Below are 26278 nucleotides of genomic sequence, written 5' to 3' on the forward strand. Positions count from 1 at the left end.
CATGCAGCGAGCGACTTCCCTGGAGCGCCGCGTCGATGCGTTCGCCCACCGTGTACTCCTCGGCGCGCCGGCGAACGGCATCCGCGCGGGCCTCATCGAGTTCGCGGTCTTCGTCCTCAAACAGGCGTGGGCGTGCATCTTCGGCGCGGCGCTGCTGGTGGTGATCGTCGCGGCCCAGCTCTGGTATCCCGACGACGCGGCACTCGCCCGCAACGATGCGCTCACCATCGCCGCTGTGCTGATCCAGCTGGCGATGCTCGTCTTCCGGCTCGAGAGCGGTCGAGAGCTGTGGGTGATCGTGCTCTTCCACCTCACCGGCACGGTCATGGAGCTGTTCAAGACGGACGCCGGATCCTGGGCGTATGCCGCAGACGGCATCCTGCGAATCGGCGCCGTTCCGCTGTTCAGCGGCTTCATGTACGCGGCGGTCGGCTCGTACATGGTGCGCGTCTACCGGATGTTCGACCTCGGCTTCGCGCGATACCCGCGGCGATGGATGACGGCGATCCTCGCCGCCGCGATATACCTGAACTTCTTCACGCACCACTGGTGGTGGGATGCGCGCTGGGTGCTGCTCGCCGGTGTCGTGGTGCTGTGGCTGCCGACGGTCATGCACGCTCGGGTCTGGCGGCGCACGATCCGCCTCCCGCTGCTGTTGGCGTTCGCCGGCGTCGCCGTCTTCATCTACATCGCCGAGAACATCGGCACCTGGTCCGGCGCCTGGGCGTATCCGGACCAGATCGAGGCGTGGCAGCCGGTGTCGCTGAGCAAGCTGACGTCGTGGTTCCTGCTGATGGTGATCTCGGTGGTGCTGGTCGCCTGGGTATACCCGCCGCAGGTTCCGGCAGCAGTGCGGCGGCCGACGTCTGATGACAGCAGAGGGGCGGATGCCGCGCGCGCAGCATCCGCCCCTCTGGACTAGTCGTTCAGGCGCCGGCGACGGGCGCGGCGCCGGGAGCGCCGGAACCGCCGCGACGGCGGCGACGACGACGGGCCGGAGCCGGCTTCCCGTCGTGGTGCTCCTTGCCCGTACCGTCGTGGGTGCCGCCACCGTCAGCGCTGCGATCGGCCGGCTGCGTGGCGCGGCCCTCGGCGCCGGACGCGTCGGAGGCGCCCTCAGCGAACGTCGATCCGACCGGGTTCTCGCTGTTGCGGCGACGACGACGGCGACGCGTGCCGCCCTCATCGGTGCCTTCGGCGGCGGCATCCGCTGCACGCTCGGGGCGGCGGGTGCGCTCGGTCTTCACCGACTGGGTCTTCGGAGCGCTGGTGAGACGGCCCTTCGTGCCCGCGGGGATGTCGAGGTCTTCGAACAGGTGCGGGCTCGACGAGTACGTCTCGACCGGCTCGGGCTGACCGAACTCGAGCGCCCGGTTGATGAGGGCCCACTTGTGCAGGTCCTCCCAGTCGACGAACGTGACGGCGATGCCGGTCTTGCCGGCGCGGCCCGTGCGACCCGCGCGGTGCAGGTATGTCTTGTCCTCGTCCGGGATCGTGTGGTTGATGACGTGCGTCACGTCGTCGACGTCGATGCCGCGAGCGGCGACGTCGGTGGCGACGAGCACATCGCGCTTGCCCGCCTTGAACGCGGCCATCGAGCGCTCGCGCTGGTCCTGGCCCATGTCGCCGTGCACGCCGCCGACGTTGAAGCCGCGGTCGCCCAGTTCGTCGACGAGACGCTGCGCTGCGCGCTTGGTGCGGGTGAAGATCACGGTCTTGCCGCGGCCCTCGGCCTGGAGGATGCGGGCGATGACCTCGTCCTTGTCCATCGAGTGCGCGCGGTAGACCAGGTGCTTGATGTTCGCCTGGGTCAGGCCCTCGTCGGGGTCGGTGGCCCGGATGTGGATCGGGTTGGTCATGAAGCGGCGCGCGAGGGCGACGATCGGGCCGGGCATCGTCGCCGAGAACAGCTGGGTGTGGCGCACGGCCGGCACCTTCTGGAAGATCTTCTCGATGTCGGCGAGGAAGCCGAGGTCGAGCATCTTGTCTGCCTCGTCGAGCACGACCTCGGTCGCGTTCGACAGGTCGAGCAGACGCTGGCCGGCGAGGTCGATGAGACGACCAGGGGTTCCGACGACGATCTGCGCGCCGGCCTTGAGCTGGTCGATCTGGCCTTCGTACGCCTTGCCGCCGTAGATCGCGACGACGCTCGTGGAGCGGTTGCTGGTGAGCAGGTCGATGTCCTCGTACACCTGCACCGCGAGCTCGCGGGTCGGGACGACGATGAGCGCCTTGACGCCGTGCTCCGGGTCGAGACCCAGCCGCTGGACGACAGGGATGCCGAAGCCGAAGGTCTTTCCGGTACCCGTCTTGGCCTGGCCGATGATGTCCTGGCCGGGGAGACCGAGGGGAATGGTCTGCTCCTGAATGGGGAAGGCATCGACGATGCCCTTGGCAGCGAGTGCGTCGACGATGTCCTGATCGACACCGAGTTCAGCGAAAGTTGTCACTTGTTCAATTGCCTGTCCGGCGACCGGTGGGATCGCCACGTAAACGGATCCACGCCGTCTCTTGTGCCACAGGCGCGGGGTCCCGCTCCGACGGCGGGACACGCCCAGCCTACCTGAGCCGTGGTAAGCGCCAGGAAGGGGGCTCGTGCGCGAGTATTGTGAACGACGTGGCGAACTCGGTAGGGAGACCTCGTGGTTAAGTGGTTCTGGCAGCGCGATGACGCGCCGCGCCGCACGCTCGCTCTGCGCAGCCGCGGCGATCAGGGAGACGCGACGCGCGTCGACTTCGCCGAACTCGCTCCCGAGTTGAACCGGTTCCTCGGCCAGGCGGCGTACCTGCAGCTGGGCTACTTCGAGACACTCACCCGCCTCATCCGCGCGACGCCGGAGCTGTCGGAGAAGGAATCGCTCTCGCGCGCCGCCGGAGCAGCCCTGACCAAGCACCGCGCGATCGTCGATGTCATCGCCGAGCGCGGGGACGACCCGACCCAGGTGATGCTGCCGTTCCGCGAGAACCTCGATGCATTCCGCCGCAAGACGATCGGGGCGCGACCCCGTGAGACGCTGCTCGCCGTGTACATCACCGCCGGCATGCTCGACGACTTCTACCTCGCACTCGCCTCCAGCTATGCCGACACCGGACGCCGGGTCGCCGAGATCCTGCGTGAGGACGACGCCCGCCACGAGATCGTGGCGATCATCCAGGAGACGATCGAGAGCGACGAGGAGTGGCGCTCGCTCCTGTCGATGTGGGCGCGCCGACTCGTCGGAGACACGATCCTCGTGTGCCGATCGGCACTCCGGCCGGAGCATCTGGCCGCCGCCGACGAGCGCATCGAGCCGGTGTACACCGAGCTCATGGGCGCCCACGCGCGCCGGATGGACGCGATGGGGCTCGCCTCCTAAGCAGCGCGCATCCGCTCCAGCCGTCTGGTGAGCCTCCAGGCGATGATGAGCGGAATGACGCCGATCACGCCGAACGACATGTCGATCAGCTGCCATCCGAGCGGGATGCCGCGGATTCCGCCGGCGATCAGGGCGAGCGGGATGATCCCGGCGCAGGCGATCACGCCGAACTGGATCACCCAGATGTTGCGCACCGGATCGATGAACGGGCCGATGAACACGACGGCGATCACGAGGTGCGCGTAGGCGAGCCAGTCGGTGCCGTAGGAGATGAAGGGGTACCGTCCGTCCACGTCGACCAGCGCGTCGGCCACGCGGTCCACCCACGCCACCGCGTCGGGGAACCAGTCGACGACAGGGCTGGCGTGCAGGAGGTCGGAGCCGATACCGAGCTCGACTCTCAGCGGGAACGCCGTCACGCCGCTCACGAAGAGACCGACGATCATCACGGCGATGCAGACGCGGATCCACCGCAGGGTGCGTCGTGCTTCCACGTCAGGCGTCCCGTCGGATCAGATGCCGAGCGCGGCCCTGGCCTCGGCGTCGGAACGGCGGCGGAACGCCACGATCCCCAGCGTCGCCAGCACGGCGACGACGACGGCGCCGAGCACGCTCGCGAGCCACAGCCAGATGCTGTCCTCACCGATGCCCGTCCACTGCAGCGCGGTGTAGAGGATGGCCGACGCGGCCGTGGCGATCGCCGGAGTGACCGCCACGCCGCGCAGCTCGCGGCCACTGATCAGGAAGTGCGCGCCGATGCCGAGTGCGCACGCGCCGATGAGTGCGAGGAGGATGTACATCGTGCGGTCAGGCGACGAAGCCGACGCGGCGCGATTCCTCTGAGCCCAGTTCGATGTAGGCGAGGTTCGCGGTCGGGACGAGGTAGGAGTTGCCCTTCACGTCGGAGAAGTTCAGGTGCGTCGAGCTCTGCTCGAGCGCGGCGGAGACCTGGGTGCGGACCTCGTCCGCGCTCGCGCCGGTGTCGAAGCTCAGTTCACGGCCGGTGTTGATGATGCCGATGCGGATTTCCACGGATGCTCCTCGAAGTTCGTCGGACTCGCCAACTCTACCGCGCGCGCTCCGGGCCGGATCGGCGGGGCGGCTCGGTTTCGCCGTGAGCGCACAGGCCGCACCGGCCCGCACGGGCGGCGATGTCCGCGCGTCCCGATAGCGTGGAGGACATGACACCGGATGCCGCCCAGCGAGCCGTCGTGCACGTGGCGGCGACCGCCTCCGGGGTCATCATCGGCGCTCCGGGAACGGGCAAGACCCGCACGCTCGTCGACCGCGTCGTGCACCTGCTCGACTCCGAGCGGATGCGGCCGGAGGAAGTGCTCGTGCTGACCCCGAGCCGTCAGGCAGCCACCGCGCTCCGCGATCGGATCGGGGTGCGCATCGGCCAGGCGACTCCGGGGCCGTTGGCGCGATCGCTGGGCTCGTTCGCGTTCCAGCTGGTGCGTGGCGCGACCGTGCGGGCCGGCGCCGAGCCCCCTGCGCTGCTCACCGGCGCCGATCAGGACCGCATCATCGCCGAGCTGCTCGCGGGCGATGCTGAAGACGGGCGCATCCCCTGGCCGGAGACGCTCAGCGTCTCCGTGCGCGCCTCGAAGGGCTTCCGCTCCGAGCTCCGCGCCTTCCTCGCCGAGTGCACCGAGATCGGCGTCCTCCCCGAACAGCTCCGTGCTTCCGGCAGCGAGGTCTGGGCGGCCGCTGCCGAATTCCTCGTGGAGTACCGATCGGTGCTCGACGCGGCCCGGTCGGCGCACCGCGACGCCGCCGACCTGCTGAGCGAGGCGAGCATGATCCTGCGGACGGCCGATGCGGCAGGGCTCGGCCCCCTGGCGCCGCTGCGCGTCGTCCTGATCGACGACGCGCAGGAGCTCACCCGTGGCGGCATCTCGGTCGTGCGCGCGCTGCAGGGCCGGGGGATCGCGGTGCTGGCTTTCGGCGATCCCGACATCTCCTCCGGAGCGTTCCGGGGCGCCAGCCCCGAGCTCTTCGCCCAGTTGGCCGGCGCGCTGGGCGAGGTGCACGTCCTCGACGGACCGCACCGCCAGGCCCCGGCCCTCACGACCCTCACCCGCACTGTGACCCAGGCCATCGGCGTCTCCGGCAGAGTCGATCACCGCCGCGCTCCGCTGCCGGCGACCGACGATGCAGAGGCTGCGGTCTCCACCTTCCTCGCTCCATCGCCCTACGAGGAGCTCGACCGCATCGCCGGGGTCATGCGGGACTGGCACCTCAGCGACGGCATCCGCTGGGATCGGATGGCGGTCATCGCGCACGACACCCGGCAGGTGACGACATTGGAGACTGAGCTCGCGGCCCGGGAGATCCCGACACGAGCGGCAGGAGTGCAGCGGCCGCTGGGGAGCGAGGGGATCGTGCGCGACATCGTCGGCATCGTCCGTCTCGCGCTGACCCCCGTCGAGGAGCGCACCCCGCAGTCGCTGGAAGAAGCATTGCGCACGCCGTTCGGCGGGATGGATGCGATCGGGCTGCGACGGCTCCGCGCGCGCCTCCGGCACATCGAGCTCGAGCAGGGCGGGTCGACGCCGGCGCGCGAGCTGCTGCGCCAGGCGATGGCGAATCCCGCTCACCTGACGTTGATCGACGCGCCCGAGTCCCGCACCGCCGAGCGCTTCGCCGAGCTGATCGAGGCGGTCGCTCGGGCAGCCATCGAGGGGGAGACCATTCACGACCTGCTGTGGCGGGTGTGGGACCAGGCCAGAGCCGTCGACGGTCGGCGTCTGCAGGTGGCCTGGCGCGAGATCTCGCTGCTTCCCACCGGAGCGGAGACCGCGCGGTCACTCGACGCCCTGGTGTCGCTGTTCGACGCGGCGAAGCGGTTCGTCGAGCGCACGCCGAACGAGAAGCCGGAGACGTTCGTGCGAGACATCCTCGACAGCGAGGTGCCCGAGGACTCGCTCTCGACGCCGGACAGGCCCGGCAAGGTGACTCTGCTCACACCGGCGACCGCGCTCGGCACCGAATTCGATGCCGTCGTCGTGGCCGGGGTGCAGGACGGCGTCTGGCCGAACGTGCGGCTGCGCGGCGGGTTGCTGCAGACCTGGCGCCTCGCCGATGCTCTCGAGGCCGCCCGCACAGGTGTCAGCGTCGAGCCCCCGGGGGTGGTCGACCGCCGTCGCGCCGCGCTGCACGATGAGTTGCGACTGTTCGTACGGGCGATCTCGCGCGCCCGCGACCGCCTGCTGATCACGGCCGTCGACGACGACGATCTGACTCCGAGTGCGTTCTTCGGCTTCCTGCCCGCGCCTGATCCACCAGAGCGGCACGCGTCGGCCGAGCATCCGCTCACCCTGCGCGGCCTGGTCGCGCGCCACCGTCGCACGCTGACCTCTGCCACGTCGGAGCCGCTCCGGCGCGAGGCCGCCGGGCAGTTGTCAGTGCTCGCACGCGAGGGGGTGCCGGGGGCCGACCCCGCTGAGTGGTACGGCGTGACTCCCACGTCGACCGATGCGCCGTTGCGCGATCTCGCCGTCGCCGGAGCGCGCGTCTCTCCGTCGAAGATGGAGTCGTTCGAGGAATGCGGACTGAACTGGGTCGTGTCGTCGCTCGGCGGCGATACCGTGATGCCGCCCACCGCGGGGATCGGCACGATCGTGCACGAGGCGATGGAACGGGTGCCCGACGGCGATCTCGAGCAGATGCGGGCGATCGTCGCCGAGCATTGGCCCGAACTCGACTTCGAGACGGAATGGATCGGGCGCAAGGAGCGCCGCCGTGCCGATCTCCTCGTCGACCGTCTGCACTCGTACATCGGCGAGGTGCGCGCCGACGGTGGTCGCGTGATCGGGAGCGAGGCGGAGTTCCGATTCGCCGTCGATATCCCTGACGAGGGCGATGCGGTCCCGAGCGTGCACCCCGTCGGCGAGGATCGAGCGAATCAGGCGATCATCCACGGGTACATCGACCGCGTCGAGTCGTATCCGCCCGGGCAGGGCGAGCACCCGCATGCTCGCGGGCGCGGCTGGGAACAGATGACGGGCGATGCCGGCGGGACGACGGTGGTGGTCGACCTGAAGACCGGCAAGAACGATCCCGAATCCGACTCCGGCGTGCTCGAGCACGCGCAGCTCGCTGCGTACCAGGTCGCCGTGCAGCAGGGATTGATCGAGGGCGCTCCCGCGCACTCGTTGGGGGGAGCGAGGCTCGTGATCGTCTCGAAGACTCTCTCCAAGAGCGACTACCGCGTCGCCCACCAGCACACGCTCGACGATGAATCGAGGTCGGCGTTCCTGCGGAGAGTGTCGGAGGCGGCGCGCGGAATGTCGGCGTCGAGCTTCACGGCGCAGGTCGAATCGCACTGCGGCGACACCCAGCGGCGCGTGCACCCGTGTCGCATCCACACCGTGTCGGCGGTGAGCTCATGAGCGCGTGGGCAGGAGGCGGAGACCTCTCCGCGACGGACATCGCGACGGCTCTCGGGCAGCCGTCGCCCACCCCCGCGCAGCAGCGGGTCATCGAAGCGCCACCGGTGCCGGCACTGGTCGTGGCGGGGGCAGGCAGCGGGAAGACCGAGACGATGTCCGGCCGGGTGGTCTGGCTGGTCGCGAACGGTCACGTCCGCCGAGACGAGATCCTGGGGCTGACCTTCACCCGCAAGGCCGCCGGCGAGTTGGCGGAGCGGATCGGCAACCGGCTCGCGGTCATCGACGAGTTCGGCCGCCGAGGGCTGTTGCCGTACCTGTCGCAGATCGTGCGAGACGGCTCCCTCCGTCGCGTCGAGGAAGCCGCTCCCGGGCGGCAGCGGGAAGTCGTGCGAACACAGGTCCTCGATGATCTCGCGGCGAACCTCGGGACAGGCTGGGACCCGGTGACCCCGCGCGCCGCGGAAGACCTCATGGTGCGACCGCGCGTGTCGACGTACAACGCGTTCGCCGATGGGATCGTCCGCGAGCACGCGGCCCGGATCGGACGGGATCCCGATGTGGCCATGCTCAGTCAGGCCGCGTCCTGGATGCTGGCGCGCGAGGTCGTGCTCCGCAGCGACCTGCCCGAACTGGAGAACATCGACTTCGCTCTCGGCACGGTCATCGACGCCGTGCAGCGGCTCGCGGGAGACGCACTCGATCACCGGGTCGATCTCGATCTGGCCGAGCGGATCGCCATCGATCAGGCTCGGGCGTTCGAGCCGTACCGGGGCAACACCGACGTGGAGAAGGCAGCATCGAACCTGCTCAGCCTGCCGACGCTGGCACGCCTGGTGCGCGACTACATCTCCGAGAAGGAGCGTCGCGGAGTGCTCGACTTCGCCGACCAGGTGGGCGGCGCATACGACATCGTCGAATCGGCACCCGACGTGCGCGCCGAACTCCGTGAGCAGCACCGCGTCGTGCTGCTCGACGAGTACCAGGACACCTCTGTCATCCAGACCCGCTTCCTCGCCGAACTCTTCCGTGATTCGGCCGTCATGGCCGTCGGCGATCCGCACCAGTCGATCTACGGCTGGCGGGGAGCGAGCGCCGACAACCTGTATGCGTTCGCGGCGACGTTCTCGAGCACGCAGACGGCCCGTACGTACAGCCTGATGACGAGCTGGCGCAACGACAGCGGCATCCTCGACATCGCGAACCGGGTGCTCGAGCCGCTGCAGCGGCCGGGACTCGACGTGCCCCCGCTGGAACCTCGCCCCGGAGCGGGCACCGGCGAGGTGAGCGTCAGATTCCCGTTCACGGTCGACGACGAGGCCGCCGCTGTGGCCGAGTGGTTCTTCGAGCGCAGATCGGCGCATGACTCCGCGTCTGCCGTCCGCGGGCAGGGCGGCGTTCCGCACACCGGCGCCATCCTGTTCCGCTCGAAGCGGCACATGCAGACGTTCGCCGCGGCTCTCGCCACCCGCGGCATCCCGCATCGCATCCTCGGACTCGGCGGACTACTCACGACGCCCGAGGTCGTCGATGTCGTGTCGACGCTGCGGGTGGTGCACGATCCGACGGCGGGCTCCGCGCTGATCCGTCTGCTCACCGGACCGCGCTTCGGGGTCGGGGTCGCCGACATGGGCGCGCTGTACGACCTGGGTCGCGCGTTGGCCGAGCGCGATACAGCGATGGCTCCGCTCCCGGAGGAGGTGCGGGAGCGTCTGCGCTCATCCCGCGGCGCGGATGAGGCGGTGTCGATCATCGACGCCGTCGACGTCGTGCGGGCGGTGCGCGACGACTATCGACTCCTCGAGCCGATCACACCCGACGGTCGTGCGCGAATCCGCGCCGCCGGCGAAATGCTCGAACGGTTGCGGCGGGCGTCGTCTCAGCCGATCCCCGAGCTGATCCGCCTCATCGAGCTCGAGCTCCGTCTCGACATCGAGCTGGCGTCGAACGAGACCAGGGGTCCGGCGCGCATCGCCGCGACCCAACTCCGCGCCTTCACCGACGAGGTCAGGGCGTTCCTCGCCGCTGATGAGCGGGGCTCCATCGGAAGCCTGCTCGCCTGGCTCGACAAGGCGGAGAGCACGGACGAGCTGATGCCGCGCCCCGAGCCGCCCGAGCCGGGCGTGGTGCAGCTGCTGACGATCCACGGCTCGAAGGGGCTCGAGTGGGATGCCGTCGCTGTGGTCCGCCTCGTGGTCGATGAACTCCCCAGCCGCGTCTCCGACACCTCCGGGTGGTTCGGCTTCGGCGTCGTGCCCTTCGCGTTGCGCGGAGACCGCGACGCCCTGCCGCGCTTCGAATGGGATCCGAACGATGCGATGGGCGACGAGACCGACGCAGGGAAGCGGCAGAAGCTCGCGCAGGCATCGCTCTCCGGAGGCGCCACGAAGGCGAACCCGCATGGCGGAGCGCTCAAGCGCTTCAAGGATGCCTACCGCGCGTACCAGCAGCAGGAAGAGCGTCGGCTCGCCTACGTCGCGGTGACGCGCGCGCGCACCGACCTGCTGCTCAGCGGTGCGCATTGGGCCGGGCAGAAGGCCCCGCGCACGCCGAGTCCCTACCTGGTCGAGGCGATGGAGGTGCAGGGACTCGACCCGGTCGAGCCCGTCGATCCGACCGAGAATCCGTATGAGGGACCAGGGTCGACGCTGAGCTGGCCGCTCGACCCGCTCGGCGGTCGGCGGAGCGTCGTCACCGCCGCGGCCGCCGCCGTCGACGGCGCAGTCCGAGCCGGCACCGCGGAGCCTTCCGTCGAGCTCACCCGTCTGCTGGCGGAGCGCGCGGCCCGCCAGCGCGGCACCGACGCTGCTGCTCCGACGCGCGTCCCGGCATCGCGGTTCAAGGACTACGTCACCGACTTCACCGGCACGCTGTCGTCGATCGTGCGGCCGATGCCGGAGCGTCCGTACCGCCAGACGCGCCTGGGCACGCTGTTCCATGCGTGGGTCGAGCAGCGATCCGAACTGGTCGGGGTGGGGAGCCGCGTCGACGAGGCGCTGTGGGAGCTCGACGAGGACGAGCAGTCGCCGGAGCCGGGGTTCGGCGCCGACGCCACTGCGACAGACGCGGTCGCATCGGCGGATGCTGCTGATCTCGCGACGCTGCAGGAGACGTTCGAACGCAGCGAATGGGGTGGTCTGAAGCCGATCGCCGTCGAGATCGAGATCGACTTCGCGCTCGGTGCGGGCCTCGAAGACGTCGAGTCGAGCGATCAGGGGCACATCGTCATCTGCAAGCTCGATGCCGTGTACCGCCGTGCCGACCGGGGAGGGCGCATCGAGATCGTCGACTGGAAGACGGGAAGGGCGCCGCGCACGGCGAAGGAGCGGGATGAGCGGATGCTGCAGCTCGCCCTCTACCGCCTGGCGTATCACCGCCGCTTCGGGGTTCCGCTGGATGACATCGACGTCGCCCTCTACTACGTGGGCGATGACCTCGTGATCCGGGGCGACCGCGTCTACTCGGAGGAGGAGCTCTTCCAGCGCTGGAGCGCCGCGCGCGCCGCACGCTGAGCCTCGTCCGAATCGTCGGAATCGGCGGCATCGTCGGCCCCGACCTCGGGTGTGGTCGATCGCGGATTCAGCGGGTGCGAGTCCTCACGCACGCCGGCGACGCCGTTCGTGCCGGCGAAAAGGCCCGCGACTCCTGAGAGATCCTCGGTCTCGACATTCAGCATCTCAGCGCGGTGCGCCGCGTCATCCGCCTTCGACGAAGAGTCCGTGCGTCGATCCGTCTCCCACGGCGGCGTGGTCGTGTCGGACTCGTCGCGGTCGTCATCCTGTTCCGCCGAGTCCTCCTCGTCGACCTCGGTGTCGGTGTCGACCTCGGTGTCCGTGTCGGCGTCGGTGTCGATCCACAGCTCGTTCGGGTTGTACGCGTCGGTCTGCATCGACGTGTCCACCTCGGGAGCCGTAGCGGCGGGCACGCGATCTAGAGCGTCGAGAGCGGAGTCGACACCTTCGCTGCGGGTCGCGATGATGCTGAGATCATCGGTGCGCAGGCCGTCGGCGAGAGACTCGAGTAGAGCAGCGGCGTCGTCGACGATGTCGGGACGGCGCATCGTGTCGCCATGGATGAGCCACCGCGCGAATTCGAGTTCCGCCAGCAGCCGGGCGCGCACCTCGAGTCCGGCGTCCGGGGCACGATCGACCGCGCGGGCGTAAGAGGCGTGGACATCGGCCGCGGCATCCGGCGCGGCGGAGAGCCAGGAGAGGTCGACGGCCGGATCTCCGACGGACAGGCCGTGCCAGCCGACGAGACCGGTCACCTCGGGCCCGCGCTCGGGGTCGTCATCGAACAGGAAGGACGTCGCCTGCACTCCGCCCAGGACCACCTTGGACTCGAACCGCCACAGGTCGTCGTCGGCGACGGCGTCGCGCCAGCGCACCGTGAGACGTGCGGGAACGCGACCGGTGGCGGCCGCTGCGTCGATCAGACGGGCGAGCTCGTCGCGGCTCTCCTCGGCTGAACGGGTCACCAGGCCCGCGCCGCGGACCACCGAGGTCGGCATGCCGTGCACTGCGGCGATCGCCGCGCCCATCGATTCCGCCGCACCGCGGCCGGCCGGCACGAGGGATGCCTCGATCTGGAAGCCCGTGAGCAGCTCGGTCACCAGCGCACGGCCGTTTCCGACGGTCGTCTCGCCGATGTACTCGGGTGCGTGGAAGGGGAGCATGGCGCGGACACCGTCGGTCAGCGCACGCAGCGCGAGCGACTCGGCGGCCAGCTCGCGCGCCGTCTCGTCGTCGTCGGCGACGCGGATCGTGAGCTCACGGCCGTCGGCCAGCGAGGCGACTGCCGAATCGAATCGGCCATCGCCATCCGCGCTCAGCCGACGGGCGCCCGTGACCTCCGCGCCGGGCAGTGCGGCCGTCACCGCCGCGGCTAGAGTGAAAGGAGAGCGTCCCATGCCCCCAGGGTAGGTCGACGCCGGGGCGGTCCCGCCTCCGCCACGCCCGTGAAAGGGGGAGTCGATGACCATTCAGCGCCCGTCCCTCGACCGCGCCGCCGATCTTCGCGAAGAGCCGGACGTGCTCGACCGCCTCCGCGACGACCCGTCCACCCGTGTGATCGTGGTGCGCGAAGGGCGTGTGCGGGTCACGGGATCGACGCTGCTGCGCGTCCCCGTCGAGGGCGTGGTCGACGCGAGCTGGGCCCTTCTCGGACGGGATCAGGACGGAACCGTGCTGGTGCTGGCCGTCGTCCCGCCCGAGACCGATGCGGTCGACGCCGCGCCGGACGAGATCTGGCTCGGTCTGCGCGATCTCGGCGGTCGTATCGACGAGCGGGAGTCCGAGCTGCTCGTCGAGGCGATCGCGCTGGCCGGTTGGCTCCGAGACGCAGCGTTCTGCCCGACGTGCGGCGGTGCCACCGAACTGCGGCAGGGCGGCTGGTCGCGACGCTGCCTCGTCTGCGGACGGGACCACTTCCCGCGCAACGACCCGGCCGTGATCGTCGCGATCGAGAGTCGCGACGGGGAACGTCTGCTGCTCGGCGCCAATGCGAACTGGGGCGGACGGATGTACTCCTGCTTCGCCGGGTTCACCGAGGCAGGGGAGTCGCTCGAGTCCACCGTGCACCGCGAGATCGAGGAGGAGTCGGGCGTTCGCCTGTCGTCGCTGCGGTACATCTCGTCGCAGGCCTGGCCGTTCCCGCGTTCCCTGATGGTGGGCTTCCGCGCCGTCGTCGACGACGAGGCGGCGGCGCGTCCCGATGGCGAGGAGATCGTCGAGGTGCGCTGGTTCACCCGTGCTGAGATCGCTTCTGCGCTCGCGGGCGACGGTCCCGTCGGCCTTCCCGGTCCTTCGTCCATCGCCCGCGCCCTGATCCTCGACTGGTACGAGGAGCGCGCGTGAGCGCACTCGATGCCCTCGACGAGCGGCAGCGGGCCGCGGCATCCGTTCTGCGCGGTCCGGTCGCCGTCCTCGCCGGCGCCGGGACGGGCAAGACCCGAGTGATCACGCATCGGATCGCGCACGGCGTCGACACGGGTACCTATTCGCCTTCGCGAGTGATGGCGGTCACCTTCACTGCGAAGGCCGCAGGCGAACTCCGTGGTCGTCTGCGCGCGCTCGGCGTGGAAGGGGTCGCCGCCCGCACGTTCCACGCGACGGCGCTCGCGCAGTTGAACTTCTTCTGGCCGACTCTCGCGGGCTCTCCTGCCCCCGCGATCATCACCAACAAGGTGCGGATGCTGGGCCAGGCGGCCGATGCGATCCGGCTGCGGCCGAGCACGGCGACCCTGCGCGACATCGCCTCCGAGATCGAATGGCGCAAGGTCTCGATGCTGTCGATCGACAAGTACGCGGCCCTTGGTCGCCCCGTGAGTGGGATCGACGTGGCCCAGCTCGCTGAGCTGATGCGCGGATACGAGGAATTGAAGGACGAGCGTCGTCAGCTCGACTTCGAAGACGTCCTTCTCGCCTGCGCCGGGATGCTGGAGGCGGAGCCGCGGGTCGCGGCATCCGTTCACGAGCAGTACCGCCATTTCACGGTGGACGAGTTCCAAGACGTCTCGCCGCTGCAGAACCGCCTGCTGGAGCTGTGGCTGGGCGAACGGCAGGACATCTGTGTCGTCGGCGACGCAAGCCAGACCATCTACTCGTTCGCCGGCGCGGAGCAGCGGTTCCTCCTCGAATTCGAACGCCGCCACCCCGGCGCCACCGTGGTGCGTCTCGAGACCAACTATCGATCCCAGGCACCCATCCTCACGGCGGCCAACGCGCTGATGCAGGGCCGTCCCGGTGCGCTCGAGCTCGTGCCAGCACGCGAGCAGTTCACCGCCGATGCGCCCACCGTCACGGCATACGACACCGAGACGGAGGAGGCCGCGGGCATAGCCAAGACCATCTCGGCGCGGATCGCCTCCGGCGCATCGCCCGCGGAGATCGCCGTGCTCTACCGGGCACACGCCCAGTCCGGAGTCCTGCAGCAGGCGCTCGCCGCGGAGGGCATCCCCACGTCGGTGCTCGGCGGTACCCGGTTCTTCGCGATGCCGGAGGTGCGGCAGGCGATCCTCGCCCTGCGCGCCGCGGCGGTCGCACCCACCGAGCAGGGATTCCTCCCGGGAGTGCAGCGCGTGCTGCGGGAACTCGGTCTCACGGATGATCCGCCCGTGGCGGGCGGTGCGCAGCGCGACGGCTGGGAAGCGCGACGCGCGATTCTCCGACTGGCGGAGGACGCAGGTCCGGACGCGAATCTGCGCACGTTCAGCGATGCGCTGATGGCGCGGGCGAAGGACCAGCACGAGCCGACGATGCGCACGGTGACGCTCTCGACGCTGCACGCGGCGAAGGGTCTCGAATGGCCGCACGTGCACCTCGCGGGCTGGGCGGAGGGATCGCTCCCGATCTCCTACGCGACGACGTTCGAGGCGATCGACGAGGAGCGGCGCCTGGCGTACGTCGGAGTCACGCGCGCCGCGCGAACCCTGGACCTGTCCTGGTCGCGGTCGGCAGGGCGCGGAGAACGGGCGCCTTCGCGGTTCCTGGCGGAGATGGGCACGACCGCTCGCGGCACCGGCATTCTGCGTGAAACGTCACCGCACGCCACGCGCGGGAGCCGTCAGCGCTGACCCGCACGACCCGTGCCTCCTCGGTGGGCTCGAGGATGAGCTGCGCCGCGAGGCGCGCCGCCTCACCCACCTGTGCCGCTCGGATCGGGCCCGCACCGCGACCGATCAGCTGTGCGTGCAGCAGCGGCCAGGCGGGGTCGCGATCGGTGTCGTGGGTGTCGCGGCACGTCAGGCACGGGGTCTCGCCCGGAGTGACGAGGGGGCCGACCGTGAGCCGCCCGGATTCGAACGAGACCGGGAGATGCCGGATGTCAGCCCGGAGGTAGCCGGCGACGTGCAGTGCCGCCGCCGCGCCCTGCACGAGGACCACGCCGATCGCATCGGGCCGCGAGCGGTCGGCGAGCGACAGGCCCTCGTCGACGAGAGCCTCCCGCATCCGATGCGCGCAACGCCCGTCCGTGATGCCGATCGTCTCGACCCACACCGGACGCGCGGACGCAGGTTCATCGCGCAGCAGGTGCTCGAGCCGGGCGAGCAGCATCCGCGCCTCGTCTCTCGGTGCGCCGAGACCGTGCGCGATCACGTCGAACGAACCACGGCGGAAACCGGCTCGCATGCGACTCAGCAGCAGCTCGACCCATGGCGCATCGGCCGCGATGCGGAGTTCACCATCGATGCCGAGCTGCAGCGTCTGCTCGTCCCGCCAGAGCAGGGGAATGCTCGGGTCCAGGCGGGTGAGGGTCGTCGGCGTCAGTGGCATCACCCGATTCTGGACAAGCGACGGGTGGCGTGGAGCCGAGAACCCGCATCAGTGGAGAACTCCTCCCCGGTGCAGCACGGGGGAGGAGTCGCCGACCTTCGAGTCACACCGGGCGATCGCCCTCCGGCGATGCCTCGTCGTCCGCGTCGTCCGCGTCGCCGTCCGCTGGCTTCTCGTCGGTGAAGTCGTCTCCATCGAGCAGCCGTGCCAGCGCCTCGTCGAACTCGTCAGCCACGGGCTGCTCGCCACGTTCCACCGCCTGGAGGCGGGCGACGAGCCCGCTCGGATCGTCGATGTCCTCGGCGGTCGGCATGAGGTCGGGGTAGTCCCAGAGCGCATCGCGGGCACTGATGCCGACAGCATCCGTCACCGCCTGCCACATCGCCGACGCCTCGCGCATGCGCCGCGGCCGGAGCTTCAGCCCGACCAGCGCGCCGAGCGCGTCTTCCGCGGGGCCGCCGACCGCACGACGCCGTCGAGCGGCCTCCGCGATGCGCGCGCCGTCGGGGAGGCGGGAGGTCGCCTGAGCAGTGACCACGTCGACCCATCCGTCGATCGTGGCGATGAGGTTCTCGAGGCGGGTGAGAGCCTCGCGCTGCGCCTCGCTCTGCGTCGGGAGGAGGGCGCCGCCCTCGATCGCCGCCCGCAGCTCCTCGGGATCCGACGGGTCGAGGCGGCTGGCGACGTCTTCGAGAGCGTCGACGTCGACCGTGACTCCGCGGGCGAACTCGGTGATCTGCGCCATCACGTGCAGGTGCAGCCACTTGGCGTGCCGGTACAGGCGGGCGTAGGCGAGCTCGCGGGTGGCCAAGTACAGCGCGATCTGGTCTTCGGGGATCTCGAGTCCTTCGCCGAAGGCGGTCAGGTTCTGCGGGATCACGGCGGCAGTCCCGGCGGGGAGCACCGGGATTCCGACGTCGCCGCCGGACACGACCTCGAGTGCCAGGTTGCCGAGCACCTGACCGAACTGCGCCGCGAACACCGAGCCGCCCAGGCCGCGCATGAGCTTTCCCGCGCCCTGGACGACACTGCGCATCTCCTCGGGCACCTGCGTGTCGAGCGCCGAGGTCAGCGCGTCGGCGATGCTCGTCGAGACGGGACCAGCGATCTCCTTCCAGACCGGCAGCGTCTTCTCGACCCACTCGCCGCGGGTCATCGCGGTCGGTGCCTCGGTGAGCTCGGAGATCGTCGTCGCCTCGCCGAGCCAGAGGTTGGCGAGCGTGAACGAGTCCACGAGCGAGCTGCGCGAGCCGTCGGTGATCCCCTGACCATCGCGGTTGGCGATGTGCAGCGCCTGCCGCAGGGCGTTCTCCCAGGGATCGCCGCCCATCGCCCCCTGCAGCTGCGACATGATCGTCTGCATCATCGCGGGGTCGAACTGGAAGCCGTCCATGCCCTGGAAAGCGTCTCGGAGGGCTTCGGGGTCGATGTCCCCGCCGCTCTGGTTCGAGAGCATCTTTCGCAGGAATTCCTGGAAGTCCTCGGGTGTCGGGTCGTTGTCTGCCATGTCGCTCGCCCTCTCAGCACGCCTATAGCCGTGGCATCTACGCTAGTCACAGGTTTCTGCACGCGTCCCCGAAGCGAGCAGATCGCTGTACGCCGCTCGCGAACGACGGAGGAATGCTGTGGATCGAACGCGGTCTGGAAAGCCCGGACTCGGAGTCTGGGCGCTGATCGTCGCGCTCATCGCCCTCGCCGTCCTCACCTTCCTTCCGACGCCGTACGTGATCCAGCGTCCTGGCCCCGTCTACGACACCCTCGGCACCGCCACCGGTACGGACGGCGAGAAGGTGCCGCTGATCAGCGTCAAGGGTGCCGAGACCTTCGAGACCGCCGGCACCCTCGACCTCACCACCGTGCAGGTCATCGGAAATCGCGAACGCACACCCAGCTGGTTCGAGCTGGCGCTCGCCTGGATGGATTCCTCGCGCGCCGTCGTACCGCTCGACTCGGTCTTCCCCGAAGGCGTCACCACCGAGCAGCGCGACGAGCGCAACGCGACGCTGATGGTCGACTCGCAGCACGAGGCGACGGCGGCGGCGCTGAACGAGCTCGGCTACGACACGGGCGCGAAGGTCGTCGTCGAGGAGGCTGTCGCCGACGCTCCGGCCGATGGACTGCTCGAGGCGGAAGACGTGATCACGGCGATCGACGGCACTCCCGTCACCTCCGCGACGCGGCTGCGCCAGGAGATCCAGGATGCCGAGGGCGCTCCGGTGTCCTTGACGGTGCTGCGTGACGGCGAGGAGCGGATGGTGGAGGTCACGCCGGAGAAGCACACCGAGGGCGACGTGACGACGTGGCTGATCGGCATCACGCTGCGCACCGATTACGACTTCGAGGTCGACGTGACGCTCCAGCTGGACAACGTCGGCGGACCCAGCGCCGGCATGATGTTCGCGCTCGGCATCATCGACACGCTCACGAAGGGCGAGCTGAACGGCGGGCAGAACATCGCGGGCACGGGGACGATCGACGCCGAGGGCACGGTCGGCCCGATCGGCGGCATCCGCCAGAAGCTGTACGGCGCGCGCGATGCGGGCGCCGACTACTTCCTCGCGCCGGCGTCGAACTGCGACGAAGTGGTCGGTCACATCCCGGACGGTCTGCAGGTGATCCGCACCGCGACGCTCGAGGAGTCGCTCGATGCGCTCGAGGTCATCGCCGACGACGGCGACGTCGATTCGCTCCCGACCTGCGAGCTCCCCGCCTCGTGAGCGGGGCGTGTCGCCGTGACCTCGCCGTGACCGGGATGACAGCCACCCCACAGTAGGCCCGCCTAGGATGGGACGGTGACCTCGAACTCAGCCTCAGCTCCGAATCCGGCCACGCCTCGAACCTCCCGACGCATTCTCGGCATCTCCCTGGTGATCATCGCCGCCTTGATCGCGGCGTTCTTCGTGTTCGCCTCGCTCTACACCGAGTTCCTCTGGTTCGACCAGGTGGGCTTCACGGGCGTCCTCACCACGCAGTGGTTCGCCACCGCGGTGATGTTCGTCGTGGGCTTCCTCGGCATGGCCGTGCCGCTCTTCGTCGTGATCCAGCTCGCCTACCGGCTGCGCCCGGTGTATGTGCGGCTCAGCTCGCAGCTGGACCGGTACCAGGAGGTCATCGAACCCCTGCGCCGCCTGGCGATGTGGGGCATGCCGATCTTCTTCGGCCTGTTCGCGGGTTTCGCGGCCGCCGGCCAGTGGAAGACCGTCTGGCTGTGGGCCAACGGCGTGGCGACGTCGAGCGTCGACCCGCAGTTCGGGCTCGACACCGGCTTCTACATGTTCGCGATGCCCTTCTACACGATCCTGCTCGCGTTCGTGTCGGCAGTGCTGCTGCTCTCGCTGCTGGTGACCGCTCTCGTCTCGTACCTGTACGGCTCGGTGCGCATCGGCCAGGGCGAGCTGCGCATCTCGAAGCCGGCCCGCATCCAGCTCGCCGTGATCGCGGGTCTCTACCTGCTGGTGCAGGCTGCGAGCCTCTGGCTCGACCGGTACCGGACGCTGACCACGCCGGATGACCGCATCACGGGTGCCGCGTACACCGGCGTCAACGCGACCATCCCGGGCCTCGCGATCATCGCGATCATCGCCGCCGTGGTGGCCATCCTGTTCTTCATCACCGCCGTCATCGGCCGCTGGCGCTTCCCGCTCGCGGCGACCGCGCTGTTGATCGTCGCCTCCCTCGTCGTGGGTGTCGGCTACCCGTGGGTCGTCACGACCTTCCAGGTGAAGCCGAACCAGAACGCCTACCAGGCCGAGTACTACCAGCGGAACATCGACGGCACGAAGGCGGCATACGGGGTCGACAACCTCGAGAGCACGACGTTCGAGGCCGAGACCGACGCCGCGGCCGGACAGTTGCGTGAGGATGCCGAGACCACCGCATCCATCCGCATCATGGACCCGAAGGTGATCCCGCCGACGGTCCGCCAGCTCGAGCAGTACCGCGGCTACTACCAGTTCCAGACGACGATGGACGTCGATCGCTACGAGATCGACGGCAAGATGCAGGACACCGTCGTCTCGGTCCGCGACCTCGACATGTCGGGACTCGGCGACGGCGACAACTGGAACAACCGCGTCGCCGTCTACACCCACGGTTATGGTCTCGTCGCCGCTGCGGGCAACCAGCGCACCAGCGATGGTGAGCCGGTGTTCCTCGAGCGCGGCATCCCGTCTTCCGGGTTCCTGACCGATCGCGAGAACTTCGAGCCGCGCGTCTACTTCGGCGAGAACTCTCCGGAGTACTCGATCGTGGGCGCGCCCAAGGGCGCCGAGCCCGCGGAGATCGACTACCCGCGCGGCAAGGACGGGTCCAGCGAGACGAAGACGACCTTCGAGGGCAAGGGCGGACCGTCGGTCGGCGACACCTTCACGAAGCTCCTCTACGCCCTGAAGTTCCAGTCGGAGCAGATCCTGTTCTCGAACCTCGTGAACGAGGACTCGCAGATCCTCTACGACCGCAACCCGAAGACGCGCGTGCAGAAGGTCGCCCCGTACCTGGAGCTCGACAGCGACCCGTACCCGAGCGTCGTGGACGGCCGCATCGTCTGGATCGTCGACGGCTACACCACGAGCTCGACGTACCCGTACTCGACGAGTGTCAGCCTGTCCGACGCGATCGCGGACTCCAACGTCCCGTCGCCGACGCTCGCCATCGACGACATCAACTACATCCGCAACTCGGTCAAGGCGACCGTCGACGCGTATGACGGTTCCGTGAAGCTGTACGCATGGGATGCCGAGGACCCGGTGCTCAAGACCTGGCAGAAGGTCTACCCGTCGACGGTGAAGCCGATCAGCGAGATGTCCGGCGAGCTGATGAGCCACGTCCGCTACCCGACCGACCTGTTCAAGGTGCAGCGTGACATCCTCGGCATCTACCACGTCGACAAGGCAGGTTCCTTCGCCCAGCAGGACAACCGGTGGCAGACGCCGAACGACCCGCGCTCCAAGGCGATGCTGCAGCCGCCGTACTACCTGACGATGCAGATGCCCGGTCAGGACGACCCTCGCTTCTCGATGTTCTCCACCTTCATCCCGGTCTCGCAGGGAGCCGGAGGCAGCCGAGACGTGCTGATGGGCTACCTCGCGGTGGATTCGGATGCCGGCTCGGAGAAGGGCGTCAAGTCCGACGGATACGGCCAGCTGCGAATGCTGGAGATCGATACGGACACCACTGTGCCCGGCCCAGGTCAGGTGCAGAACACGTACAACTCCGACACGGCCGTGGTGCCGCAGCTGAACCTGCTGCAACAGGGTGAGTCCGAGGTGATCTACGGCAACCTCCTGACGCTGCCCGTCGGCGGTGGTCTGCTCTATGTGCAGCCCGTGTACGTGCAGTCCTCCGAGGGCACGCAGCTGCCACGCCTGCAGAAGGTCTTGGTCGCATTCGGCGACAGGGTGGCGTTCGAGGACACGCTGTCCGAGGCTCTGGACACCCTCTTCGGCGGTGACTCGGGTGCGACCGGCGGCGATGGCGAGGTCGAGCCCACCGACCCGGAGGAGACGGATCCCGAGAGCGGGGAGACCCCGACCGAGCCCACTGAGCCGACCACGCCTTCGGGCGATGAGGCCGCAGCGCTCGCCGACGCGCAGCAGGCGCTCCTCGATCGCGAGACCGCGCTCAAGGCGGGCGACCTCGAGAAGTTCGCCGAGGCTGACAAGCGCCTCACCGCAGCGGTTGAGAAGCTCCTCGCGCTGGAGAACGCCGCAGGGGAGTAGTCCTCCTGTCGAGTCGAATCGGGCGTCCCTTCGGGGGCGCCCGATTCGCGTATCCTCACGACTTCCGGCGCGGACCGAGGCTGAGCCTCGCTCGAGATCAGACGGCGGGCGCCGGGATCGCGCGCCGAAGCGCCGCCATCGGGTCGTCGCTGTAGAGAGCGTGGAGGCCGCGGGGAAGCAGCACCAGGTGGTGATACGCCTCTGAGCCCCGCGAGAAGGCCGGCGACGAGTCCTCGTTCCCAGAGCAGGACGCACTGCACATACAGGGGGTCGAGTGCGTATCTGGCCCTGGGCGTGGTCATGGTGCCACGGATCGTGACCGCGGGGATCTCGTCGACCCCACCCAGCTGCTGCAGGATGCCCAGCGCTGCTTCCGGCCGATAGTGCGTCTGGTCCGCGGTGAACAGACGGACGAAGACCTGTGCCGCCAGCTCACCGGGATCCGCCGCAGCCATCGCGGCGATGCCGGCGTGGAGCGGCTCTTCGCGCGGAGGCGCATTCTTGCTCGTGTTCTTGAACAGGCCCATGCGGATCACTCTAACGGCGTTGCTGGAGGCAGCGGGGGAGACCGTACCTACCCCGTGCGCGTCTCGGACCCGACGGGATGCCAGGATTGGCGCATGATTCGCCAGTTCACTCTCGCTCAACTGCAGTACTTCTCCGTGGTTGCCTCCTCGACGAGCCTGTCCTCGGCAGCTACGCGTCTGGAGCTCAGCGCGTCGGCCCTCTCGACGGCGATGGTGCAGCTGGAGAACGCACTCGGAGTGCGCCTGTTCGTGCGCCATCGCACGCGCGCGATGACCCTCACCCCCGCAGGGAAGCGCTTCGCCCGCGAGGTCGTGTCGTTCCTCGAGCACGCGGATGACATTCAGGAGTTCGCGCAGGGCATGTCGACCGGTGTGACCGGGCTGCTGAGAGTCGGCGTCTACGCCCCGCTCGCACCGTTTCGACTGCCGCTCATCCTCAGCCTCGTAGAGCAGCGTCACGCCGGCCTCGAGATCCAGTTCCTCGAAGCCGATCTCAATACTCTGCATGAGGCACTGGACTCCGGCGAATGCGAGACCGCGCTTCTCTACGGGCTCGGCCTTCCCGAAGGGCTGCACGGCGAGATCATCGGCAGCATCCCCCCACACGTGCTCGTCGCGGCGTCGCATCCGGCTGCGGCGACTCCAGACGTTCCGATCTCGCTACAGGATGTCGCTGACGAACCATTCATCCAGTTGAACGTGCGGCATTCGCGCGAGTACTACCAGCGGCTGTTCGCGATGGTCGGGGTGGAGCCTCATATCCGTCATTCCTTTGCCGGATATGAGACCGTCCGTTCCTTCGTGGGGCGTGGCCATGGCTACACGATCCTCAATCAGCGCATCCATGATCTGACATACGAGGGCGGTCGTGTGGTCGCGCTCTCGATCGCCGAGCCCCTTCCGCCGATCGACGTTCTCCTCGCTCGACCGGAAGGCGTCGTTCCCAGTCGTCGTGCGCAGGCGTTCGAGGACGCATGCCGCCAGGTCTACCGGGGATGAGTTCTGCCCCGACTGCCCGCCGACTGTGAGATTTGATCGAATAGTCACTGCGATGACGTCGACGGTAGGTTACAAGGCCTTCACGGAGCGGCAACACAGGGGAATCGGCGAAGGACGAACGTGGGACCATGACCCGTTCTCAACTCTCAGTCGACTCCACGACGGCCGCCACCGTCGGTCGACCTGCTCCCACCGCACTGCAGCGCCGCGTCCTCTTCGGAGGCGGGCTCGGGCAGTTCATCGAGTTCTACGACCTCACCCTCTACGGCCTCACTGCCCTCGTCTTCGCCCAGCAGTTCTTCCCTGGTGAAACCATCGGCGGGCTGCTCGCTGCCTTCGCGACTTTCGGGGTCGCTTTCGCCGTGCGCCCACTCGGTGGACTCTTCTTCGGTGCTCTCGGCGACCGCATCGGGCGCCGGCGTGTGCTCACCATCACCCTCTTCCTCGTCGGCGGGGCAACCGCCGCGATGGGGTTGCTCCCGACCTTCGACGCGATCGGCTGGTTCGCCCCGGCGCTGCTGGTGTTGCTGCGTCTTCTCCAGGGCCTGTCCGCCGGCGGCGAAACCGTCGGCGGTCCGTCGTTCGTGTTCGAACACGCACCCGCTGATCGCCGAGGCCGGTGGGTCAACTTCACTCTCGCCGCGACGGCGCTGCCGTCGGTCGTCGCCGGCGGTCTGATCGTGTTGATCAGTACCGTGGTCGGCAACGAGGCCTACCTCGAGTGGGGGTGGCGACTGCCGTTCCTGCTCGCTCTGCCCCTCGCCCTTGTGGGGGTGTGGATCCGGTCGCGCACCGAGGAGAGCGAGATGTTCACCGCGGAGGTCGCGACGCACGACGAGGAGTTCAGCCCCGTCAAGGAAGCGTTCCGCACCAACTGGCGCAAAATGCTCCAGGTCATCTTCATCGTGGGCCTCACCGCGATGGGCTTCTACTTCCTGTCGACCTACTTCGTCTCCTACATCCAGACGGCCGGCAACCTCAGCCGGGAGCTGGCACTGCTCACCAATGCCGGCGCGATGTGCCTCTACGCGATCCTCCTGCCGATCGGAGGGGCGATCGGCGACCGGGTCGGTCGACGTCCGATGCTCATCGCCGGAGCCGTCGCGATGGCCGTCGTGTCCATTCCGGCCTTCTCCCTCGTCACCAGCGGCGTGGTCGGGCTGGCGCTGCTCGGACAGGCGCTGTTCGTCGTGCCGCTGTGCGTATACGGCGGTGGCTGCTACACGTTCTTCGTCGAGATCTTCTCCACACGAACCCGGTTCACGTCGGCGGCGATCAGTTACAACGGCGCCTACGCGCTCTTCGGAGGAACGGCTCCGTTCGTCGGTACCGCGCTCGTGGACGCCACCGGAAGCAACGTCGCGCCCGGTTACTACGTCGCCGCTGCCGCCGTCATCGTGTTCGTCCTGATTCTCGTGACCCGAGTGCCGGAGACGCGCGGACGGGTCGGATGAGCCGATCCGATCTGCCGTCTCGTCTGTTCTCACTGTGAAGGGTTCTCTGACCATGAATGCTGACGCGTTCCTCAACGACTTCCACCACGTCGCCACGATCGGCGCAACACCCGACAACGGGGTCGATCGCCAGGCCGCTACCCCGGAGGACAAGCAGGTTCGGGACTGGTTCCGGGCCGCCGCCGAAGAAGCGGGGCTGTCCGTACGTGTCGACGGGATCGGCAACGTGTTCGCCGTCTCCGAGTGGACACCCGGCGCCGCCTGCATCGTTGTCGGCTCGCACCTCGACAGTCAGCCGAGGGGTGGTCGGTTCGACGGGGCGTACGGCGTCATCGCCGGGCTTCATGCCGCGAAGGCCATCGGCCGCGAGCTCGCAGAGACCGGGCGGGTGCCGAAGTACAACATCGCGGTCGTGGACTGGTTCAACGAGGAGGGCGGGCGCTTCGCACCGAGCGTGATGGGCAGCTCGGTCTACGCCGGTCTCTTCTCCGAAGAGAAGATGCTGGATACCAGCGACCTCGATGGGGTCACCGTCCGCGACGCCTTGGAGAGCATCGGGTACCTCGGGCGCGACGAGCCTCCTGTCGCCGCGGGCTATGCCGAGGTGCACATCGAGCAAGGGCGCATCCTCGAGCGGGAGCGGCTCGACATCGGTCTGGTCGATCGCAGCTGGTTCACCCAGAAGCTCGACATCGAAGTCATCGGCGAACAATCCCACACCGGCGCGACCTCGATGGCGGATCGCCGCGATGCGCTGGTGTCGGCGGCGAAGATCATCCTGCGGGTGCGGGAGGTCGTCGACAACTACGACGAAGATCTGCTCCTGTCGTCGATCGGCCAGCTCGTGATCGAGCCGAACTCGCCTATCGTCGTCGCGCGTCGCGTGCACCTCGTGGCAGATCTGCGCTCGGTCGATCGCGACATCGTGCTCGGTGCTCGGGCGACGCTCCTGCGGCAGTTGCAGGCGATCGCCGAGCAAGACGGCGTCGAGGTGCGTGTTCATGACTTCGACGTCCGGCCCGTGCGTCGCTTCCCGATCGAAGCCGTCGAGCTCGCCGACAGTGTCGCACGCGGCGTCGGATACACCACCCGGGTCATCCAGACGCGCGCCGGACATGACTCCGTGGCCATGAACACGCTCGTGCCATCCGTCATGCTCTTCGTACCCAGCGTCGGGGGTGTCTCGCACTGCGAGAGCGAGTTCACTTCGGACGACGATCTGGTGCAGGGGCTCGAGGTGCTCACCGGGGTGGTTCGTCGAATGCTCGACGGTGCTCTCGACGGTGTGCACCTGCCCGAGGGGACAGCGGTCTCGTCGGACTGAAGCGTCCACCCGCCCAGCGGAGCGCGGCACAGGTCCGTCGACGAATCAGTCGAGTCGGCTCCGCTCAAAAGGAAAGGGCCCCGAGATCGCAATGATCTCGGGGCCCTTCTTGTGTCGCATTCTCGTTGCGGGGACAGGATTTGAACCTGCGACCTCCGGGTTATGAGCCCGGCGAGCTACCGAACTGCTCCACCCCGCGGCACAAGAAGTAACTTATCACGGATTCTGAGGGCCCGC

17 protein-coding genes and 1 tRNA gene are annotated in these 26278 nt (G+C 68.8%); 11 read left to right on the forward strand and 7 right to left on the reverse strand.

Annotated elements, in window-relative coordinates; translation table 11 throughout:
- Position 1: 1 nt before the first annotated feature.
- Positions 2 to 922, forward strand: coding sequence for a DUF817 domain-containing protein (locus V5D55_RS13280; protein ID WP_435743740.1), 921 nt, complete (start codon positions 2 to 4; stop codon positions 920 to 922).
- Positions 923 to 926: 4 nt separating this feature from the next.
- On the opposite strand, the gene V5D55_RS13285 is transcribed toward V5D55_RS13280, so the two are convergent.
- Complete coding sequence (locus V5D55_RS13285) at positions 927 to 2450, reverse strand: DEAD/DEAH box helicase (protein WP_435743742.1); 1524 nt, start codon at positions 2448 to 2450, stop codon at positions 927 to 929.
- Between the two features lie 192 nt (positions 2451 to 2642).
- On the opposite strand from V5D55_RS13285, the gene V5D55_RS13290 reads away from it, so the two are divergent.
- A complete protein-coding gene (locus tag V5D55_RS13290) occupies positions 2643 to 3356 on the forward strand; it encodes a ferritin-like fold-containing protein (RefSeq protein ID WP_435743744.1) in 714 nt (237 codons plus the stop codon).
- On the opposite strand, the gene V5D55_RS13295 is transcribed toward V5D55_RS13290, so the two are convergent.
- Genes V5D55_RS13295 through V5D55_RS13305 form a run of 3 tightly spaced genes read right to left on the reverse strand, consistent with a single transcriptional unit; the run spans position 3353 to position 4388 of the window.
- Complete coding sequence (locus V5D55_RS13295; RefSeq protein WP_435743746.1) at positions 3353 to 3850, reverse strand: hypothetical protein; 498 nt, start codon at positions 3848 to 3850, stop codon at positions 3353 to 3355. The genes V5D55_RS13290 and V5D55_RS13295 overlap by 4 nt on opposite strands.
- Before the next feature lie 18 nt (positions 3851 to 3868).
- Positions 3869 to 4156, reverse strand: a complete 288-nt coding sequence (locus V5D55_RS13300) for a hypothetical protein (RefSeq protein WP_435743748.1) — start codon at positions 4154 to 4156, stop codon at positions 3869 to 3871.
- 7 nt (positions 4157 to 4163) lie between these two features.
- Complete coding sequence (locus V5D55_RS13305; protein ID WP_116636539.1) at positions 4164 to 4388, reverse strand: DUF3107 domain-containing protein; 225 nt, start codon at positions 4386 to 4388, stop codon at positions 4164 to 4166.
- A gap of 149 nt (positions 4389 to 4537) precedes the next feature.
- Here V5D55_RS13305 and V5D55_RS13310 point away from each other — a divergent pair, with 149 nt between their 5' ends.
- Positions 4538 to 7750, forward strand: a complete 3213-nt coding sequence (locus tag V5D55_RS13310) for an ATP-dependent helicase (RefSeq protein WP_435743750.1) — start codon at positions 4538 to 4540, stop codon at positions 7748 to 7750.
- Positions 7747 to 11259, forward strand: coding sequence for an ATP-dependent DNA helicase (locus V5D55_RS13315; RefSeq protein WP_435743752.1), 3513 nt, complete (start codon positions 7747 to 7749; stop codon positions 11257 to 11259). The genes V5D55_RS13310 and V5D55_RS13315 overlap by 4 nt, the downstream gene beginning before the upstream one ends.
- On the opposite strand, the gene V5D55_RS13320 is transcribed toward V5D55_RS13315, so the two are convergent.
- Positions 11205 to 12656, reverse strand: a complete 1452-nt coding sequence (locus V5D55_RS13320; RefSeq protein WP_435743754.1) for a phosphotransferase — start codon at positions 12654 to 12656, stop codon at positions 11205 to 11207. The two genes, V5D55_RS13315 and V5D55_RS13320, sit on opposite strands and share 55 nt — an antisense overlap.
- 64 nt (positions 12657 to 12720) lie before the next feature.
- Between V5D55_RS13320 and nudC the strand changes: the two genes are divergently transcribed.
- Positions 12721 to 13602 (forward strand): NAD(+) diphosphatase, encoded by an 882-nt coding sequence (nudC, locus tag V5D55_RS13325; RefSeq protein ID WP_435743756.1) that lies wholly within the window; start codon positions 12721 to 12723, stop codon positions 13600 to 13602.
- On the forward strand, positions 13599 to 15320 hold the full coding sequence (locus V5D55_RS13330) for an ATP-dependent helicase (protein ID WP_435743758.1): 1722 nt from the start codon (positions 13599 to 13601) through the stop codon (positions 15318 to 15320). The genes nudC and V5D55_RS13330 overlap by 4 nt, the downstream gene beginning before the upstream one ends.
- A gap of 803 nt (positions 15321 to 16123) precedes the next feature.
- Here V5D55_RS13330 and V5D55_RS13335 read toward each other — a convergent pair.
- On the reverse strand, positions 16124 to 17527 hold the full coding sequence (locus V5D55_RS13335) for a zinc-dependent metalloprotease (RefSeq protein WP_435743760.1): 1404 nt from the start codon (positions 17525 to 17527) through the stop codon (positions 16124 to 16126).
- Positions 17528 to 17645: 118 nt separating this feature from the next.
- Here V5D55_RS13335 and V5D55_RS13340 point away from each other — a divergent pair, with 118 nt between their 5' ends.
- The 5 genes from V5D55_RS13340 (at position 17646) to V5D55_RS13360 (ending at position 26041) form a co-directional block, all read left to right on the forward strand.
- Positions 17646 to 18737 (forward strand): YlbL family protein, encoded by a 1092-nt coding sequence (locus V5D55_RS13340; RefSeq protein ID WP_435743762.1) that lies wholly within the window; start codon positions 17646 to 17648, stop codon positions 18735 to 18737.
- A 75-nt stretch (positions 18738 to 18812) separates the two neighbouring features.
- Positions 18813 to 21737 (forward strand): UPF0182 family membrane protein, encoded by a 2925-nt coding sequence (locus V5D55_RS13345; protein ID WP_435743764.1) that lies wholly within the window; start codon positions 18813 to 18815, stop codon positions 21735 to 21737.
- 620 nt (positions 21738 to 22357) lie between these two features.
- Positions 22358 to 23263, forward strand: coding sequence for a LysR family transcriptional regulator (locus tag V5D55_RS13350; RefSeq protein ID WP_435743766.1), 906 nt, complete (start codon positions 22358 to 22360; stop codon positions 23261 to 23263).
- Positions 23264 to 23391: 128 nt separating this feature from the next.
- Positions 23392 to 24717: an MFS transporter gene (locus tag V5D55_RS13355; RefSeq protein ID WP_435743768.1), complete on the forward strand. Its 1326-nt coding sequence runs from the start codon at positions 23392 to 23394 to the stop codon at positions 24715 to 24717.
- A 52-nt stretch (positions 24718 to 24769) separates the two neighbouring features.
- Positions 24770 to 26041 (forward strand): M20 family metallo-hydrolase, encoded by a 1272-nt coding sequence (locus tag V5D55_RS13360; RefSeq protein WP_435743770.1) that lies wholly within the window; start codon positions 24770 to 24772, stop codon positions 26039 to 26041.
- 125 nt (positions 26042 to 26166) lie between these two features.
- Here V5D55_RS13360 and V5D55_RS13365 read toward each other — a convergent pair.
- A tRNA-Met gene (locus V5D55_RS13365) sits at positions 26167 to 26240 on the reverse strand.
- Positions 26241 to 26278: the final 38 nt, after the last annotated feature.

The sequence above is a fragment of the Microbacterium sp. PMB16 genome, assembly GCF_051294855.1.
Classification (GTDB): Bacteria; Actinomycetota; Actinomycetes; order Actinomycetales; family Microbacteriaceae; genus Microbacterium.

Coding starts and splice junctions, on each gene's coding strand:
- V5D55_RS13280 (WP_435743740.1), top strand. CDS start 2: ATGCAGCGAGCGACTTCCCTGGAGCGCCGCGTCGATGCGTTCGCCCAC.
- V5D55_RS13300 (WP_435743748.1), bottom strand. CDS start 4,156: ATGTACATCCTCCTCGCACTCATCGGCGCGTGCGCACTCGGCATCGGC.
- V5D55_RS13310 (WP_435743750.1), top strand. CDS start 4,538: ATGACACCGGATGCCGCCCAGCGAGCCGTCGTGCACGTGGCGGCGACC.
- V5D55_RS13315 (WP_435743752.1), top strand. CDS start 7,747: ATGAGCGCGTGGGCAGGAGGCGGAGACCTCTCCGCGACGGACATCGCG.
- V5D55_RS13320 (WP_435743754.1), bottom strand. CDS start 12,656: ATGGGACGCTCTCCTTTCACTCTAGCCGCGGCGGTGACGGCCGCACTG.
- nudC (WP_435743756.1), top strand. CDS start 12,721: ATGACCATTCAGCGCCCGTCCCTCGACCGCGCCGCCGATCTTCGCGAA.
- V5D55_RS13335 (WP_435743760.1), bottom strand. CDS start 17,527: ATGGCAGACAACGACCCGACACCCGAGGACTTCCAGGAATTCCTGCGA.
- V5D55_RS13350 (WP_435743766.1), top strand. CDS start 22,358: ATGATTCGCCAGTTCACTCTCGCTCAACTGCAGTACTTCTCCGTGGTT.
- V5D55_RS13355 (WP_435743768.1), top strand. CDS start 23,392: ATGACCCGTTCTCAACTCTCAGTCGACTCCACGACGGCCGCCACCGTC.
- V5D55_RS13360 (WP_435743770.1), top strand. CDS start 24,770: ATGAATGCTGACGCGTTCCTCAACGACTTCCACCACGTCGCCACGATC.